General features: G+C 30.0%; 14 protein-coding genes and 3 pseudogenes. 15 read left to right on the forward strand and 2 right to left on the reverse strand.

What is annotated here, in order from left to right; all coding sequences use genetic code 11:
* Positions 1 to 123: 123 nt before the first annotated feature.
* Together ACYUJ6_RS05460 and ACYUJ6_RS05465 are read left to right on the forward strand one after the other, a co-directional pair.
* Positions 124 to 1,281 carry a flagellin N-terminal helical domain-containing protein gene (locus tag ACYUJ6_RS05460; RefSeq protein WP_461844833.1) on the forward strand — a complete coding sequence of 386 codons (1,158 nt, stop codon included), beginning with the start codon at positions 124 to 126 and terminating at the stop codon, positions 1,279 to 1,281.
* Positions 1,282 to 1,403: 122 nt separating this feature from the next.
* Positions 1,404 to 3,218 (forward strand): glycosyltransferase family 2 protein, encoded by a 1,815-nt coding sequence (locus ACYUJ6_RS05465; protein WP_461844834.1) that lies wholly within the window; start codon positions 1,404 to 1,406, stop codon positions 3,216 to 3,218.
* A 150-nt stretch (positions 3,219 to 3,368) separates the two neighbouring features.
* Here the strand turns inward: ACYUJ6_RS05465 and ACYUJ6_RS05470 are convergent.
* A pseudogene (locus tag ACYUJ6_RS05470) lies at positions 3,369 to 4,667 on the reverse strand (IS110 family RNA-guided transposase).
* A gap of 425 nt (positions 4,668 to 5,092) precedes the next feature.
* Between ACYUJ6_RS05470 and ACYUJ6_RS05475 the strand changes: the two are divergent.
* From ACYUJ6_RS05475 to ACYUJ6_RS05525, 11 genes and pseudogenes are all read left to right on the forward strand, one after another.
* Positions 5,093 to 7,900 (forward strand): methyltransferase domain-containing protein, encoded by a 2,808-nt coding sequence (locus ACYUJ6_RS05475; protein ID WP_461844835.1) that lies wholly within the window; start codon positions 5,093 to 5,095, stop codon positions 7,898 to 7,900.
* Between the two features lie 99 nt (positions 7,901 to 7,999).
* On the forward strand, positions 8,000 to 8,284 hold the full coding sequence (locus ACYUJ6_RS05480; protein ID WP_461844836.1) for a transposase: 285 nt from the start codon (positions 8,000 to 8,002) through the stop codon (positions 8,282 to 8,284).
* Positions 8,281 to 8,697 carry an IS3 family transposase gene (locus ACYUJ6_RS05485; protein ID WP_461844837.1) on the forward strand — a complete coding sequence of 139 codons (417 nt, stop codon included), beginning with the start codon at positions 8,281 to 8,283 and terminating at the stop codon, positions 8,695 to 8,697. Before ACYUJ6_RS05480 ends, ACYUJ6_RS05485 begins: the two co-directional genes overlap by 4 nt.
* Before the next feature lie 9 nt (positions 8,698 to 8,706).
* On the forward strand, positions 8,707 to 8,964 hold the full coding sequence (locus ACYUJ6_RS05490) for a DDE-type integrase/transposase/recombinase (protein WP_461845448.1): 258 nt from the start codon (positions 8,707 to 8,709) through the stop codon (positions 8,962 to 8,964).
* A gap of 84 nt (positions 8,965 to 9,048) precedes the next feature.
* A pseudogene (locus ACYUJ6_RS05495) lies at positions 9,049 to 9,247 on the forward strand (transposase); the annotation flags it as partial.
* Positions 9,248 to 9,538: 291 nt separating this feature from the next.
* A complete protein-coding gene (locus ACYUJ6_RS05500) occupies positions 9,539 to 10,678 on the forward strand; it encodes an AAA family ATPase (RefSeq protein WP_461844838.1) in 1,140 nt (379 codons plus the stop codon).
* A gap of 231 nt (positions 10,679 to 10,909) precedes the next feature.
* Positions 10,910 to 11,140, forward strand: coding sequence for a hypothetical protein (locus tag ACYUJ6_RS05505; RefSeq protein ID WP_461844839.1), 231 nt, complete (start codon positions 10,910 to 10,912; stop codon positions 11,138 to 11,140).
* A 146-nt stretch (positions 11,141 to 11,286) separates the two neighbouring features.
* Positions 11,287 to 11,553 (forward strand): helix-turn-helix domain-containing protein, encoded by a 267-nt coding sequence (locus ACYUJ6_RS05510; protein ID WP_461845449.1) that lies wholly within the window; start codon positions 11,287 to 11,289, stop codon positions 11,551 to 11,553.
* A gap of 10 nt (positions 11,554 to 11,563) precedes the next feature.
* Positions 11,564 to 11,910: pseudogene (locus ACYUJ6_RS05515) on the forward strand (transposase).
* 212 nt (positions 11,911 to 12,122) lie between these two features.
* Positions 12,123 to 13,079, forward strand: a complete 957-nt coding sequence (locus ACYUJ6_RS05520; RefSeq protein WP_461844840.1) for a DUF4351 domain-containing protein — start codon at positions 12,123 to 12,125, stop codon at positions 13,077 to 13,079.
* Positions 13,080 to 13,343: 264 nt separating this feature from the next.
* Positions 13,344 to 13,625 carry a hypothetical protein gene (locus ACYUJ6_RS05525; RefSeq protein WP_461844841.1) on the forward strand — a complete coding sequence of 94 codons (282 nt, stop codon included), beginning with the start codon at positions 13,344 to 13,346 and terminating at the stop codon, positions 13,623 to 13,625.
* Here the strand turns inward: ACYUJ6_RS05525 and ACYUJ6_RS05530 are convergent.
* Positions 13,571 to 15,016: an FAD-dependent oxidoreductase gene (locus tag ACYUJ6_RS05530; protein ID WP_461844842.1), complete on the reverse strand. Its 1,446-nt coding sequence runs from the start codon at positions 15,014 to 15,016 to the stop codon at positions 13,571 to 13,573. The genes ACYUJ6_RS05525 and ACYUJ6_RS05530 overlap by 55 nt on opposite strands.
* 164 nt (positions 15,017 to 15,180) lie before the next feature.
* On the opposite strand from ACYUJ6_RS05530, the gene ACYUJ6_RS05535 reads away from it, so the two are divergent.
* Positions 15,181 to 15,426: a transposase gene (locus tag ACYUJ6_RS05535; RefSeq protein WP_461844843.1), complete on the forward strand. Its 246-nt coding sequence runs from the start codon at positions 15,181 to 15,183 to the stop codon at positions 15,424 to 15,426.
* Positions 15,427 to 15,779: 353 nt separating this feature from the next.
* Positions 15,780 to 16,652, forward strand: a complete 873-nt coding sequence (locus ACYUJ6_RS05540; RefSeq protein WP_461844844.1) for a DUF4351 domain-containing protein — start codon at positions 15,780 to 15,782, stop codon at positions 16,650 to 16,652.
* The last annotated feature ends 27 nt before the right edge of the window (positions 16,653 to 16,679 follow it).

The raw sequence follows: 16,679 nt of genomic DNA on the forward strand, positions 1-16,679 counted from the left end.
AGAACCGGAAATCCACCAAATCTGTTCTTTGATATTTGAACTTTAAAACGATAGTTGGCTGTAAAGCTTAATTATAAATAAAAGGACAAGGATGTCCAATACGAAAATCAAGGAGGAATAAACATGATAATAAATCATAATTTAATGGCAAACAATGCATTAAGAAATATGAATATCAATTCGAATAATGCATCAAAGGCAATGGAAAAACTTTCTTCAGGTCTCAGAATAAACAGGGCTGGAGATGACGCAGCAGGTCTTGCAATATCAGAAAAGATGAGAGGACAGATAAACGGTTTGAATCAGGCATCCAGTAATGCTCAGGATTCAATATCACTTATCCAGACTGCTGAAGGTGCTTTAAATGAAACTCACAGCATACTTCAGAGAATGAGAACACTTGCTGTTCAATCATCCAATGATACTAATACCACAACTGATAGAGGGGCAATTCAAGATGAAATCAATCAGCTTACAGATGAAATAGACAGAATAGCTAATACTACAGAATTTAATACTCAAAAATTATTAGATGGAAGTAAAAAAGGGCTTGTAGATGCTAAAGATGCAGATGGAACAATACAGCTTAATACTTCAGCTGCTATAGAACTTGGAACAGTTGCAACTGGTATTGCTGATAGTTTTACAGTTACAATTACAAGAACAAATGCAGCAAGTGGTACAACTTATACAGCAGGCGAATATAATGCTGATGTTATAGGGGGATCAGGTACTATAGCTCTTGCAAATGCAAAATTAACTTATAGTGGTAAAGATATAAATTTGAGCGGTGGAACTTTAGCAAGTTTGGCTTCAGGTGAAAGCATTACTGTTTCCATAAAGGGTGCAGTTACAGCAAATTCTGATGTAAAGGACGCTTTAAGTATGCAGATAGGTGCAAATAGTGGACAGAATATGCTCATAGGAATTAGTTCAATGAAAGCTACAGATATTGGAGTAAGAGATACTTCAGGCAAAGCTTTGGATATTACATCAGCTTCAAAAGCAAATGGTGCTATTACACAAATTAATAATGCCATAGAGACAGTTTCAACTCAAAGATCAAAACTTGGTGCTTATCAGAACAGATTGGAACATACTATAAATAATCTTGGAACTTCATCAGAGAACTTGACTTCTGCTGAATCAAGAATAAGAGATGTTGATATGGCATCAGAAATGTCTGAGTACTCAAAGAACAACATTCTTTCTCAGGCTGCTCAGGCAATGCTGGCCCAGGCAAATCAACAGCCTCAGCAGGTTCTTCAATTATTAAGATAGTATTTATTAAAGGGATAGGGAAACCTATCCCTTTATATTAATCAATATTATTTTTATAGAGGATTTATATTAGTTTAATTTTGTATAAAGATAATATATGATTTTACAAGGAGAAAGTGCTTATGAAAATATCGGCTTGTATGATATGTAAAAATGAAGAAAAAAATATAGAAAAGTGTATAAATAGTTATAAAGAAGTAGCAGATGAAATAGTAGTTGTTGATACAGGTTCAGAAGATAATACTGGTTATTTAGCTGAAAAATTAGGAGCAAAAGTTTATGACTTTAAATGGATTGATGATTTTGCAGCAGCAAAAAATTATGCTATAGATAAGGCAGAAGGGGATTGGATTATATTTTTAGATGCAGATGAGTATTTTGACAAGGATTCGTCATATAAGATAAAAAATATATTAAAATCAATAAATAACAAAAAATATGATGCTGTCGGCTGTAAATTAATAAATATAGATGACTATGAAAATATAATAGATTCTTTTATGCAGATAAGAATTTTTAGAAATAAATCTTCTATTAGATATAAAAATAATATACATGAAGTTTTATCGAAAAAAAATGGGAAACTGGAATTGATTTCTTATTATGATGAATTGAATATTTATCATACAGGTTATGCTCAAAGTATAAGTAAAAAAAAGGCAATAAGAAATTTGAAACTATTAAAGAAAAAAGAAAATAAATATGGAGTTGATAAGAATGACTTTAGATATTTATGCGATTGTTATTTCATTTTGAAAGACTATGAAAATGCACTAAAATATGGGGAACTTCATATACAAAGTGAAATAAAAATAATTTCATATCAAAGTCATATATTGAAAATAACAATAGCTTGTATGTGGAAGTTGAAAAAACCAAAAAAAGAAATAGAGGATAAGATAAAGTATGGCATAAAAATGTTTCCTAATCATCCTAATTTTTATTGTAGCTATGCATTTTTTCTAATAGATGAAAAGCGATTTGAGGAGGCATTAAATAATTTCTTGCTAACTGTAAAATATAATAGTTCATATAAGGGAATAGAGGTAAACTTAGTTACAGGGATAGTATCCACTGTATATGAAAAAATAGGTTTCATATATAATTTGAAAAATTGTGAGGAAAAGGCTATAGAATATTTCTTTAAAAGTTTAGAATTTAATAAATATAGTAAAGATACTTTTGAGTCATTATATAATTTAATTAAAAAAGAAAAAACTGAGGATATAATTTTATTTTTAAATAGTATATACGATATTAGTAATGAAAAAGATATTAAATTTATTGTAGATCAGCTGATTAAAGTAAAACCAAAAGGAGCATTAGCTTATTATACAAATATATGGTATAAGAAATTTAATCATGAAGATATTTCTATAGTCTTTACGTTTCTTGCTGAAGGTAAATATGATAAATCCTTTAAGTTGTTTTTTAAATCTTACATTGATAAATACGAAAATCCAGATGCGTTGTTTTCTATAATAAGTTTAATGCCTTCGGATAATATAGATAATATTAAATGTTTATCTAATTTGTTAAGACCATCCCTTAAAAGGATACTTAAAAATTATATAGATGAAGAAAATGCTATTTATGAAGAAGATATAAAAGACTATATTTCTATATTAAGAGAATTAATTTTACTTAATAATAGTAACGTATTAAATAAATATTTAAAATTAAGTAATAGATTTAGTATCAATATAGATAACAAAATAGGTTCAGTATTTATGAATAATCTATTATATGACCAAGCTTTGCAGTACTATAAAAGATATAATAACTTTAATGAAAATAAAAACACTTTAATGAATATAGGATACTGTAACTATAAATTGAGAAATTATAAAAAAGCATATATGTATATTCAAAGAGCTATTGAAATGGGATACAATGAAAATGATGCCTTTGAGATTCTAAATTGGATTAAAGTATAAAGAAGTTGAAATTAAATTCGACAAATATAATGAATTTATTTAGAGCAATCTGGTAATATGTCAAGATAGTTTTTAAAAGATTTCGATATGTTTTTCTTAAAAAAGGGTACACAAAATAGACATTCAAATTTTTTTGACAAAAATCGAATATCAGTTCGAGTTGATATGAAGTTCGGTGTCTAATTTTTCACCGGTGTACAGTTGGTTTTTGACCAGCAAACCAAAAACGAGTCGTACGAATTTACGAGATGTCAACGTAAGTGCTCTTTTGTGCTGATGTTTCGGAACTTCGCTGTATTTTTTAGCGTAGTAGTCCCGATACTCAGGAATGTACCTTCTGACACTGTTGGCGGCTTCGCCAAGATAATAACGCAGATAAGTATTACCAGCTTTCTGCATACAAGTGTCTTCTCCATCGAAGTCACCAGACTGATTTTTTGACCAAGTAAGCCCTGCATACTTGGCTAAAGCATCAGATGAATGAAAAATATTTATATCGCCAATTTCAGCAATGATTCCAGCGGCAAACACAGGACTGATACCATTAATTGATTTGAGAATGGTAAGTGCATTCGGATTCATGCCTTTGATTGTTTTTTCAATGGCATCATCAATAGCCTTGATTTCTTTCTTAAAAGTATCAATACAGTTGAAAGAACTTGCCAAAGAGATGTTTAAAGGCTCATAAAGGCATTTGTCAAGGTGATAGGAATCCCTTGCAGCTTTCTTCAAAAGTTCAGTGGTTTTTGAAATATCTGTAATTCTGTGCTTGCTTTTTTTAGCAATGAATGCAAGCAACTCTTCTTCAGAAGCATCCATAATCTCTTGAGGAGATAAATATTCTGTAAGAATAGCAGATGAAGTGGCACCATAAATGTTGGTAAATGGCCGTTTTTCTCCACTAAGGAGCTGTAATTCACTGAATTTGAGATATAAGTTAGAAACCATATATGTCTTCTCTCTGGTAATGCATTCTGTTAGATGCAAGCGATGTCTTGTAAGACGTTTTAAAGCCAAAAACTGGTTTCCACGCCAAGGCTGTGTTTAGATTAAACCAGCTCTTGCAAAATCAGCAATAATAAAGGCATCCAAAGGATCCATTTTAGCCATAGCAGTAAAGGCTTTCCTATAGTTAGCTGTCATCTTTGGATTTAGACAAAAAACATAAGGCTTGAACGGAAGCAATATTTGGCAAGTAGAAAGATGGTTTGCTATGTGAATGTTATAAACAGAAGTAGATTCCATAGCAATCACAATGGTATTCAAATCAGAATGAGCAACCATGCAATCTTTGATTAAAGTAGAGAGTTCATCTGCACCAGGCTGATTGTTGGAGAAAGAAGCCCGTGTATAGTTATTTTTGTAAAAATACATTGCATAAACAACATTGGATTTGGAACTGACATCAATACCGACAAATAAAGTAGACATAAAGTTAATCTTTAACATGATATCACCATCCTTTCCGATTAAGTATTTTTGAAATCTGAAGCAAAAGGTTTATCCCAGGCATCATGTAGTGACCGCAGCCTCGCGTAATCAGCATGTACCCTGCCAGCTTTTTTGCTGGAGCTACGACAGGGGATGAAACATCTGTGTAAGCGGAATATGCCACATGAACCAGGCTGAAGGCTTTAAAAGCAGACACAACAAGCGTTGGCTGAAAGGAGTGAAAGCAGTGCCTTTGGACATCAGACTCTGCTGATATCATACCATAGGATAACCTTTATTGAATATATAAATATTAATTGTATAGATGGAAATAAGATGAGGAAGAATCCCTCAAAGATGTTCTCCTACATCTATACTATAAAAAAGATAAATTTATAACCAGTTTTTCTTGACTATAAACTTATTATACGAGGAGTATATTAATGAAAAATAAATTATTAATGATGTTCACTGATGACATTTTTAAAAATGATAATGAATATTTATCTAAAATAGATGAACAACTTCAGATTTCAATGCAAATTCTAATAAATAGAGGATATGAAATTTTAGTAACTGGAAATAGTGAGAAGTCCACTGAATTTGCTATGAAATTTTCTAATATTTTTTATGATGAAAATATTAAAAATATTGAAATTAGACAGGATTATTCTCAAAAAATTAATCTAATAAATGATAGCAAATATGTGATATGTTTCCGTAAAAATGACTTAATGTTAGTAGAAAAATATAATAAGCCATTTATTTTTATAGATGTTTGTGAGAAAAATGATGCTGAAAATAAAGATATATTAAATAATTCTGGCAGAATTACAGTACAAGGTTTAAATGCTGGGGAAATAGTAAAAAAAGTGGAGGAAGTTCTAAAAGTTGAATTAAAAGTAAATAAAAAAAATAAATCTCAGTCTAAAAATGAATTGGAACAATATAAGAAACAGGTAAAGAAAACTATAGAACAGCTTATAAATGAAAATAAATTAGATGAAGCTAAAAGTATAATAGATGAATATGAAGAAATAGTAAAGAATGATGTAGATATATATTCTATGAAAGCAATTATTGCTATTATAGAAAATAATATAGATGAAGCGTATAATTTTATTAATGCAGGATTAAATATAGAATGCTTAAATTGTGAATTGATGTATAATTTGGCGTATTTATATGAAATAAATAATAAGTATTTAAGCGCATATAAAGTGTATAAAAAATTATGTAAAATTTGTAATGGAAGTTTATTAAATATTGTAAAAAAGAAAATTAAAGAATATGAAAATAATTCATTGATAAAAGAATATAATAAAAGGAAAAAAGTATTAATAATAGCTTATATATATCCACCATTAAGTGGTTCAGGAGTGCAACGAACACTAAAATTCACAAGATATTTGAGGGGTTTTGGATGGGAACCAATAGTTGTTACGGTAAAAAATGCACAATTTCCTTTTAAAGATAACGATATGCTTTCTGAAATACCTAATGATATTGAAATAATTAGAATAGCTCAAAAAGACACCATAAATATAAACGAGCTAATAAATTTATATTCCTTTGTAGTTAATAATTATGATTTAATGAATAATTATATAAATGCATTAAATAAATCTAAAGAAGACTTTAATAAATTGGCAATATTGCCAGATTCATGTATTATTTGGGCAAAAGAAGTAATAAAACAGATAAGTGATAGGATTAATTTTAATAATATAGATTTAATTTATACTACTTCGGGTCCGTATTCTGATCATTTAATTGGATATTATTTAAAAATTAAGTATGAAAAGCCGTGGATAGTTGATTTCAGAGATGAATGGACTAATAATCCTTATATTAATATAGATAAAAAAAGCTTAATATATAAGGTGATGAGAAGTATGGAAGATAGCATAGTTAATTTAGCAAATAAAGTTATAACTGTTACTGAATTATCAACTAAAAATTATGTTAATAATTTTAAATTGGATAATAAAGTTATTACAATAACAAACGGTTATGATGAAAATGATTTTGATGATATAGATATATTAAGTCATAATAATAATGATAAATTTACTATAGTTCACAATGGAATGTTTTATATGATTAGAACCCCTAAAACATTTTTATATGCTGTAAAAAATTTGATAAATAAAAATTTGATAAACAAAAAAGATTTAAATATTATATTTACATATACTGAAAATGATCAATATTGGAAGAATTATACTAAAAAATTAAAACTGAATAATATCGTTAAATTTGCAGGATATTTAAATCATAAAAAAAGCTTAAAGATTGCCTCAAAAGCTAATCTTCTTTTATTAGTGGTTGGAGAAGGTGAACAAAATAAATCTGTATATACAGGTAAAGTGTTTGAGTATTTAAGATTATGTAAACCAATTCTTTCGCTTTCACCAATTGGCAGCTTAGTTGATAAATTAATTAAAGATACAAATAGAGGAAAAAATATTGATTTTAATAATATAGCGGGTATAGAGGAATATTTACTTTATGTCTATAAAAAATGGAAAAATGGAGAAGATTGTTCTTTAAAGATAAATAATGAAATAAAAAAGTATGATCGTATAGAATTAACAAGGCAATTAAGTAATCAATTTAATAATATAATTAATTCTAATAATAGGAAAAATGATTTATTTAAATGTGATGTGGAAGAAAAAAATAATAACTTTTATAATGAGGTTTATAAAAATGGTGGATGGAATCAAACGTATTTTAAGCATTACAGTGAGGCAATATATTTTGAAATGTGGGAAAATGCATTAATTCTTATAAAAAAACACGATAGACCTAACATTATTGATATAGGATGTGGTCCGGGTCAGTTTGCTAATTTTATATTGGATAATGGAATATTACAATATAAGGGTATAGATTTTAGCTCTCAAGCTATAAAAATAGCTAAAATTAGAAATGATAAGTATAGACAATTATTTAAGGTTGATAATGCATTTACATCATCTATTTTTAATGGTGAGTATAATATTGTTATTTTATTTGAAGTATTGGAACATATTGAAGAAGATTTAAAAATATTAAGTAGGATTACAAAGGGAGCTAATGTTATATTTAGTGTTCCAGATTTTTATTCTGTGGGCCATGTAAGATGGTTTAAATCAAAAATAGATATAATAGAAAGATATAAGAAATTAGTTAGAATAAGAAATATATACTCATATAATGTAAGCTTGATTAATAAAATTTATTTGATTGATGGAATTAAGATTTAAATATAATAGATTTGATGCTAGAATAAAAATAATACAAGTGAAATTGAGAAAGTTCCCGACAAGTATTAGAATAAATATAAAAGATGGAGGAACTTAATCATGAGAAAACAACATGACAAACAGTTTAAAGAAGATGCTATAAAATATTATATGGATCATAAAGAACTTGGAATAAGAGGTTGTGCTCAAAACCTTGATATAGGTGGAAGTACCCTGTCAAAGTGGATTAGAGATTCTAAAAGCGAAAATGGTATTCAGGTTCGCGGTTCAGGTAATTACTTCAGTGATGAACAGAAGGAGATTGCACGATTAAAACGTGAACTTCGTGATACAAGCGATGCTCTTGATGTATTAAAAAAAGCTATAAGCATTCTGGGAAAGTGACAGAAGCAATTTATCTTGAAGTCCAAAATAAATGTGAAGACATCAAGGAGAAGCGCCGGGTTTCTGTCAATGGAATGCTTCATATATTAGGCGTTTCACGTTCAGGGTACAATTCATGGCTGCATCGATTACCCTCAAATCAGCAGAAGAGAAAAAAGATTGTACAGAAAAAAATCAGGGAAATCTATGACAAATTACATCAAAACTATGGTGCTCCTAAAATTGCAAAAGAAATACAGAAAGCTGGCGAAAAAATATCTGAACGTACTGTTGGAAAGTATATGAAGGAACTTGGAATTAAAGCTCAATATATAAAACCATATATCATTACTACGAAGAATTCTGATTTCAGCAGTGAACTTGAAAATATCTTAAATGAGCAATTTAATCCATCTGAGCCAAATCCAGTATAGTGCACAGATATTACATATCTATGGACTAATTCAGGTTTTGTATACCTTACAAGTATCATGGATTTATACTCTCGAAAAATTATAGCTTGGACGCTTTCGGAAACTTTAAATGTTTCCTGCGTTACTAATACAATTAATAAAGCTAAGAAAAATAGAGAGCCTGTTAAACCAATTATCATACATAGTGACAGGGGTAGTGAGTATGTGTCAAAAGAATATAGAAAAACTACTTTAAAAATGATACTTAGGCTATTATTGAGCCTGTAGAAAAAAGTCTGTAAAATATAGCTTTCTATGATAAAATCAAAATATCATAGGAGGCATTTTATTATGGGAAGAAAAAGGGAATCAATGAGCGAAGGGAAAAAGAATATTATAGCTGGACTGCTTAACGAGTATGACATTAAATCTGCCGAGGATATTCAAGATGCATTAAAGGAACTCCTTGGAGGAACTATTCAGTCAATGCCTTGAATCGGAGATGGATGAGCATCTGGGATATGAACCCTACGAACGTACAGAAAACAGTAATTCGAGGAACGGCAAAAAGAGCTGTTTATGCTAACATAAGAATAGGATAAGAGAAAATGAAAAATCACGAATTTCTCATTTAATTACTAATACTCCTAAGCATTTAGTATAATATTGAATTAAATAACAGAATTTTGATATGCAAAATGAATAATTTAAGTAATTGATGTAATTATACAAATTTTTTATTAGAGATTATGGTTGTTTGAATCTTAAGGTAATTTTTTTACTGTGAAATCAAAAATAAACGTAAAAACTGTACATTTATTTTTGATTTTGTCTATAATATAGGTATAGGAAGGTGATAAGAATGTTAAGTAAAATAGAAATGGAAAATTTTAAATCCTTCAAGAAGTCTACAACAATAGATTTTAGAAGTACCAATTATAGAATCCTAAAAGATACCAATGTATCTGACAATGGAATATTGAAGGGAAGCATATTTGTAGGAGCTAATGCATCTGGAAAAACAAATATAATACTCTCTCTTAAATTATTATTGGAACTATTATTTGCAGAAAAGATAATAAATATTGGACTTTATAAGTGCTTATTTTCTGAAAGCAATAATATAAAACTTAACTATGAGTTCAAAATTAAAGATAATATCATCAATTACAATATTAACTATGATGTAGAAAATAGACTTATGACGGAAGATTTATTATTGAATGATAAGATTATGTTAAATAGAATTGGTCAAAGTGCAAAATCATATATTACGGATAATAAAGTTTTTACGGATATTGATAAAGAATCACTTCTCTTAAGATCCATATATTTTAACACAAAATTTAATAACTATCCTGTGTTAAAAACCTGGTTTAATTATTTAATAAACTCAGTTTATCTCGATGCTTTTTTAAGAAGAGGTATAAATCCATCACACAGTAAACTTGATTTAGTAGAGTATTTGAAAAATAATGGCGTAGATGATATTAATAATTTCTTTAAAAAGTATAATTTTGGACAGTTGGTAGAGTATTCAAACACAAGTGTTGGAAAATTAATTTCCATAGATACATCTGGAGATAAGAGTATATTTTTTAAAAGAGATGATATTGGAGAACCTATTCCATTTACCATGGAGTCGCTGGGAAATAAAAATCTTTTAAATATGCTGCCTGCTTTTTTCCATGTAATAAAAAATGGAGGAATGTTGATTATAGATGAATTCAGTAGTGCATTTCACAACGATCTTGAAGAACTTCTTATTAGATATTTTATGGGAAAATCTAATAACTCTCAAGTATTTGTGGTTTCACATTCAACTAATTTACTGTCAAATACTATATTTAGACCAGATCAGGAATATGCAGTTGAATTTAGAGGAAGTGATGGGAGTATTATAAATAGATTTTCCAATGAAAAACCAAGAGAAGCTCAAAATATAGAAAAAATGTATGTCAGCGGTGTGTTTGGTGGAAAGCCGGTATACGAAGATGAGTAGAGTTATGTTTGCTGATAATAATAAAAAAATGATGAAAATCTTGTTGGGGATTTAATAAATAGACTTGGTAATTCCAGAGAAAGTAATGATGAATATGATAGGCAGGGGTTACTCCTTCTTAGTTATCCTTCAATTGAAAGTTTTACAGCCTCTAATTATATAAAGGACTCATTTAATTTTGAAATAGAGAAGGGTTCAGAACTTAAGCAGTATTTACATGAACAAAAAATTATGTATCAAGATATAAATAGAGATACTACTGAATTAGCAGTTTTAGAAATGGATACGGCAATAAAGAGTATAGGAATTGAAAGTTATGATTTAGATAATTTTAAAGATACCAATCTACAGATATACAATTATGAAGAAAATCATTATAGAAAAACAAAAAAATACAGGCTACTAAGTCTATTGTGTACAGCACTTCTTGATTTGGGATTAATAGCTATAGAGGAAGATTAATAGTGATATATTATTTATATTCAATGAATTAAAACTATATAGAAACCATCCAAACCATATATGGTACTTACAACTTTACCAGGAGAAGAATCCCAGGTGGATTTTGGCTATATAGCAATGACCAGGAAAAAAAGCTGTATGAAATAATAACGACAAAAACCCCGGACCAATTAGGATTTGGAAACCGCAAAAACTGGAATGCCAACATAGCCCGTAAATGGGTTAGTGACAATTTCCACATTGAATACAGTAATCGAGGGATGCTGCAAGTATTCCACAGATTAAATCTTAATTATACACGACCGACGTATACCCGGGCAAAAGCAGATAAAGAAAAGCAGGAGGCCTTCAAACAAGAATTTGAGGATTTAAAAAAACTTGATTGGCGGAAATATAAACCATATTCTTTTTGAAGACGAATCAATGATCCGGGATTATCAAGCCATTTCCAGAACATGGTTTCCCAAAGGTCAGCAGAGAATTATAGCAACCTACGGAAAACATGAAGGGGTAAAACTCCTGGGGATTATCAATTATGAAACCGGGTCAGTTTATTGTGAGGAACATAGTAAATATGATGCTGAAGTATTCCTTCATACAGTCCCAAAATGAATATAATAGAGGGGCTATGGGGTTGGATGAAAGATGAGGTAATTAATAATGCTTTCTTTTCATCTGTTAAAGAAATTAGAAATGCTGTCCAATGGTTTATTAACTGGGTTAATCAAATCCCGGAAACCGTTATTGACAGGCTTTGTGTCCGTATGTAGTTTTATTTATGCGATATATATAGCATAAACAGAAGATGAACATTGCAATAGAACACGCAGATATGAGGAAATTGCTTGATGGATTGGTTGTCATTGTACAAAAGAATTAAAGTTGTAATTTTATTTAAAGAACAAATGTTTGAATAAGATTAACTTTTTGCGGGGATAATATATGATATAATAAAAATAACAGAGCAGGGTGGTTGATTGGTTTGGCAGATGAAAAGGTAAAATGGCACCCGGCCTTTGCGGCGGCGGTGCAGTTGGAACTCAAGGAATACAGAAAATATCTGGAATTTATAACAGAATATCAGCTCACAGATGAGCCCCTTAGGATAGATGTGCTGGTTGTAAAGAAGCTCAAGGAAATCGAGATAGACAAATCTCTGGGCAGAATATTTAAAAAGTATAATATATTGGAGTACAAATCTCCTACAGACTATATATCAATAGATGATTATTACAAGATAAAGGCATATGCCTATCTCTATAAAGCACTTTCAAGGGAAACAGATAAGATTGGTATAAATGAAATGACCATAACTCTGACTTCCAGCAGGTATCCCAGGAAATTGATTGATTATTTAAAAAATGAGATAAAGGCTGATATAAAAAAAGCTGGCAGTGGCATATATTATATAAAAGATACGGACATAGACACTCAGATTTTAGTGCCAAAACAATTGGATGACGGAGAAGCTGGATATTTAAAACTACTTCAGAATCAGCATCAGGACAGGAACTTGATGAAAAACTGGCTGACAGAATACATAAGTAATGTAAAAAATCCACTTTATGCAGTGATAATGGATGTACTCGCAAAAGTGGATCCCGATGAAATATTGGAGGTGTATAAAGATATGGGAATGCCGAAAATAAGTGAAAGCAACATGGAATTTTTGCTGGATATGATGAAAAAATTTGAAATTGATAAAAAGCTTAAACAGGAAGGTAAAGAAGAAGGTAGAGAAGAAGGTAGAGAAGAAGAAAGAGAAAATGGCAGGAAAGAAAAGGCAGAACTGCTTATTGAGCAGTTGAGAAAAAAGTTCAATGGATTGCCAGAGAATTATGAAGATAGAATAGAAAACCTTTCTAATGATAAAATTAAAGCCATTGGTGTGAGTATATTTGATATAGAAAAGATAGAGGATTTGGAGAGATATTTTTAGAAATTCAGTTAAGAGTTAATAGTGAAAAGTGGGAATGAGTATAGATTTGTGTAAAACCAAATCTATACTCATTACTTTTGTATAATGAAAATAAGCGTCAAGTAGGAAAGTGGATAGAAAGTGTTGAAAAAATGTGAGATAATCTTCTAAAATAAGTTTTAAAGTTGTAATTTCATTAAAAGAACAAATGTTTGAATAAGATTAACTTTTTGTGAGCATAATGTATGATACAATAAAAATAACAGAGCAGGGTGGTTGATTGGTTTGGCGGATGAGAAGGTAAAATGGCACTCGGCCTTTGCGGCGGCGGTGCAGCTGGAACTTAAGGAATACAGAAAATATCTGGAATTTATAACAGAATATCAGTTCACAGATGATCCTCTCAGGATAGATGTGCTGGTTGTAAAGAAGCTCAGGGAAATCGAGATAGACAAATCTCTGGGCAGGAGGGCGTCCACAGATTTGTGTAAATCAAATTCAGGTACGTGCTCTTATATTGTAACAAGTGACTTGTTTGTAGGACTTTGTATCCAATTTCCCTTATAATCATACCGTGAGCCGTGACAAGGACAGTCCCAGGTTAATTCATCAGCATTCCAATGAAGTTCGCATCCTAAATGAGCACATTTGGTTGATACTGTATATATATTTCCATCATTATCTTTGTAAACTCCAACTTTCTGATCTTTATATTTTACCACTCCGCCATGGCCTCTCTGAATATTTTCCAAATTTTCATCAGGAATATTTATTTTCTGTGAAATAAAATTCTTTGCCGTTATTATGAGATCATTAGCAGCATTTTTCATAGATGTTGATATATCAAATCTTTCAGGCGAAAATATTTCCGAGAAGTCATTTTCGTTTTCGAGAATCATATCACTTACTATCATTGCAGCTGTCATTGAACTTGTCATGCCCCATTTTTTAAATCCTGTTTCAACATAAATGTCAGGAGTCCTTGATGAGTAATGACCTATATAAGGTATATTATCTAAAGTCATACAATCCTGTGCTGACCAATGATATTTTTCTATGGAATCTGGATAAAATTCTTTGGCTGCTTTTCTTAATTTATCATAGGCTCCACCTTTTTCATTTTCACCAGTTCTTTGAGCTATGCCCCCAAGTAATAACAAATTTTTATAATTTCTAAATGAATAGGAGTTTTTATCAGCGCCTATATACATTCCATTTACATCTTGAGCATTTTCTAAAGCTATAACATAAGATCTTTCCTGATGCATTTTCATAAAATAATAGCCTGGAGTATTTAAAAATGGATAATGTGTTGCTACCACTATTTTATTTGCTTTAATTTCTATGCCATCTTCTGTAACTACAGAATTTTCTTCAGTGATATCAAGCGCTGTTGTATTTTCGTAAATAGTCAGCTTTTCTGAAATTGGTTTTAAAAATTCAAGCGGATTAAATTGTGCCTGATTCTTAAACTTTAATGCTTTTTTAACCTTAAAAGGTAGATTTACTTCCCCCACTAATTCTGCATCGATGCCTAACTTTTTAGCTGCATTATATTCATCTTCAAGGGTTTGAGTATTGTCTAAACAATACACGTATGCATCTTTGTATTCAAAATTGCAATCAATATTTTCATCATTAATTATTTCTTTGTATTTTCGTATTGCAAGTTCATTGGCCCTGGCATATTGTTGTGCACCTTTTTCACCAAATTCTTTTATTAAATTATCATAAATCAAATCATGTTGAGATGTTATTTTTGCAGTTGTATTTTTTGTAACTCCGCCTGCAGTGCTTTTTGCATCAATGACAACAACTCCTTTTCCATTTTTATTAAGTATATATGCTGTTAGAAGGCCAGCTATTCCAGCTCCTATTATAAGAATATCACAGTTTATATTTCTATTTAGAGCTTCTCTTTTTTTAAATTTGACCTCAGAATTCCATACATTTTCCATTTGAATCACCTCATGTTTAGTATTCCACTTTTTTTATGAAATACTACCTGCTATCTGGTGATTTATATTGAAAGATGAAAATAAATATCTATACTATTTAGAAATGATTATGTAAATATAAAAGGAATATAATTAAATATATAATACTGAAACAGGAGATGTTTATGGAGGAAAAAGGAAAGTTAAAATGCTCCCGGAAATTAAGACTATGGTATCCAAATGCAATGCATCATATAACAACTAGAGGAAATAGAAGAAATGCTATTTACAGGTATAATGAAGATTATCAGGTTTATATAACAATACTGAAAGGAACCATACAATTTTTGGAAAATCAATATGAAATAATAAGTTATTGTCTTATGACAAACCATGTACAGCGGCAAAGAAAAAGAAAAGCTTATTTGTAATAATAGAATACTATCTTATTTTAAAGATAAAAATAGAGAATTATATAAAAAATATGTTAAATCTGCAATTACTATAAATGCATCCTAAAAGCCCCTGGGTGTTATAAACAAATTATGAACAACGTGAAAAATGTTTATTCAGGATTTTATCTTTCAGAAGATTGTTTGTCTACAGGCAGATAATTTGGGGATAAGCTATTTATAGAAGTAATCATCTTAGGGAAAATAGTCAATGGAGTAGTTAATTAGCTGCTCCTCTGTAATTACCTTAAAAAGAACAAATGTTTGAATAAGTCAATCCTTTTATGACCATAATAAAAATATAAATTTTGTTATGGAAAGGGATGAGTGATATGGATTATAATAAGGTAGAGGATGCAGTGCTGAAAAGGGCAATGGAGATATTTCAGCAGAGTGCCGTGAGTTTCTTTAATATAGGTACCAGGATAATAGCACCAGCTGAGACGGAGATAAAAAATATAGAGATAAAGACAGGATATATGGATTATTTATTTTATACAGAAGACGGATCATACCTGCATTTTGAATTTCAGACCACTGACAAAAAAGATGATATCAAGAGATTCCTTTATTATGATGCTTCTCTTTTTTACAGGGAAAAGAGAAAGGTGAGAACTATTGTAGTTTATTCTTCAGACATAGAAGATGTGGAGGAATATATAGATGCAGGAACTATAAAGTACAGAATAGAACCCTTTTATATGAAAAATATGAATGGTGATGAAAGACTGAAATATCTTAAAAACAAAATATATAACAGAGAAAAACTTAATTATAATGACATATTATCCATGACATTTCTGCCACTTATGAGCGGCAGTGGGAACAGGGGTGAGAGGGCAGTTAAAAGTATAGAGCTGGCAAAGAGCATAGGAGATAATGAAACTAAATTGGAATGTACCAGCATGCTCTATGCACTGCTTGATAAATTCGGAGATGAAACAAGTAAGAAAAAATTAAAGGAGATGATAACTATGACTGAGATAGGGAGAATGATAAGGGATGAAGGCAGAGATGAGGGCAGAAAAGAAGGTAAAAAAGAAGGTAAATCGGAACTTATTATTAAACAGTTGATAAAGAAATTCAAGAAGCTGCCTGATGGTTACGCTGATAAAATAAACAGTTTATCGGATGAAACTTTGGATGTTATAGCCACGGATATATTTGATATGGATAAGGTAGAGCAACTGGAAAAATATTTTTAGAGAGTAAGTAATGGATATTAATGTTAG

This window comes from Clostridium sp. JNZ X4-2 (assembly GCF_054889485.1).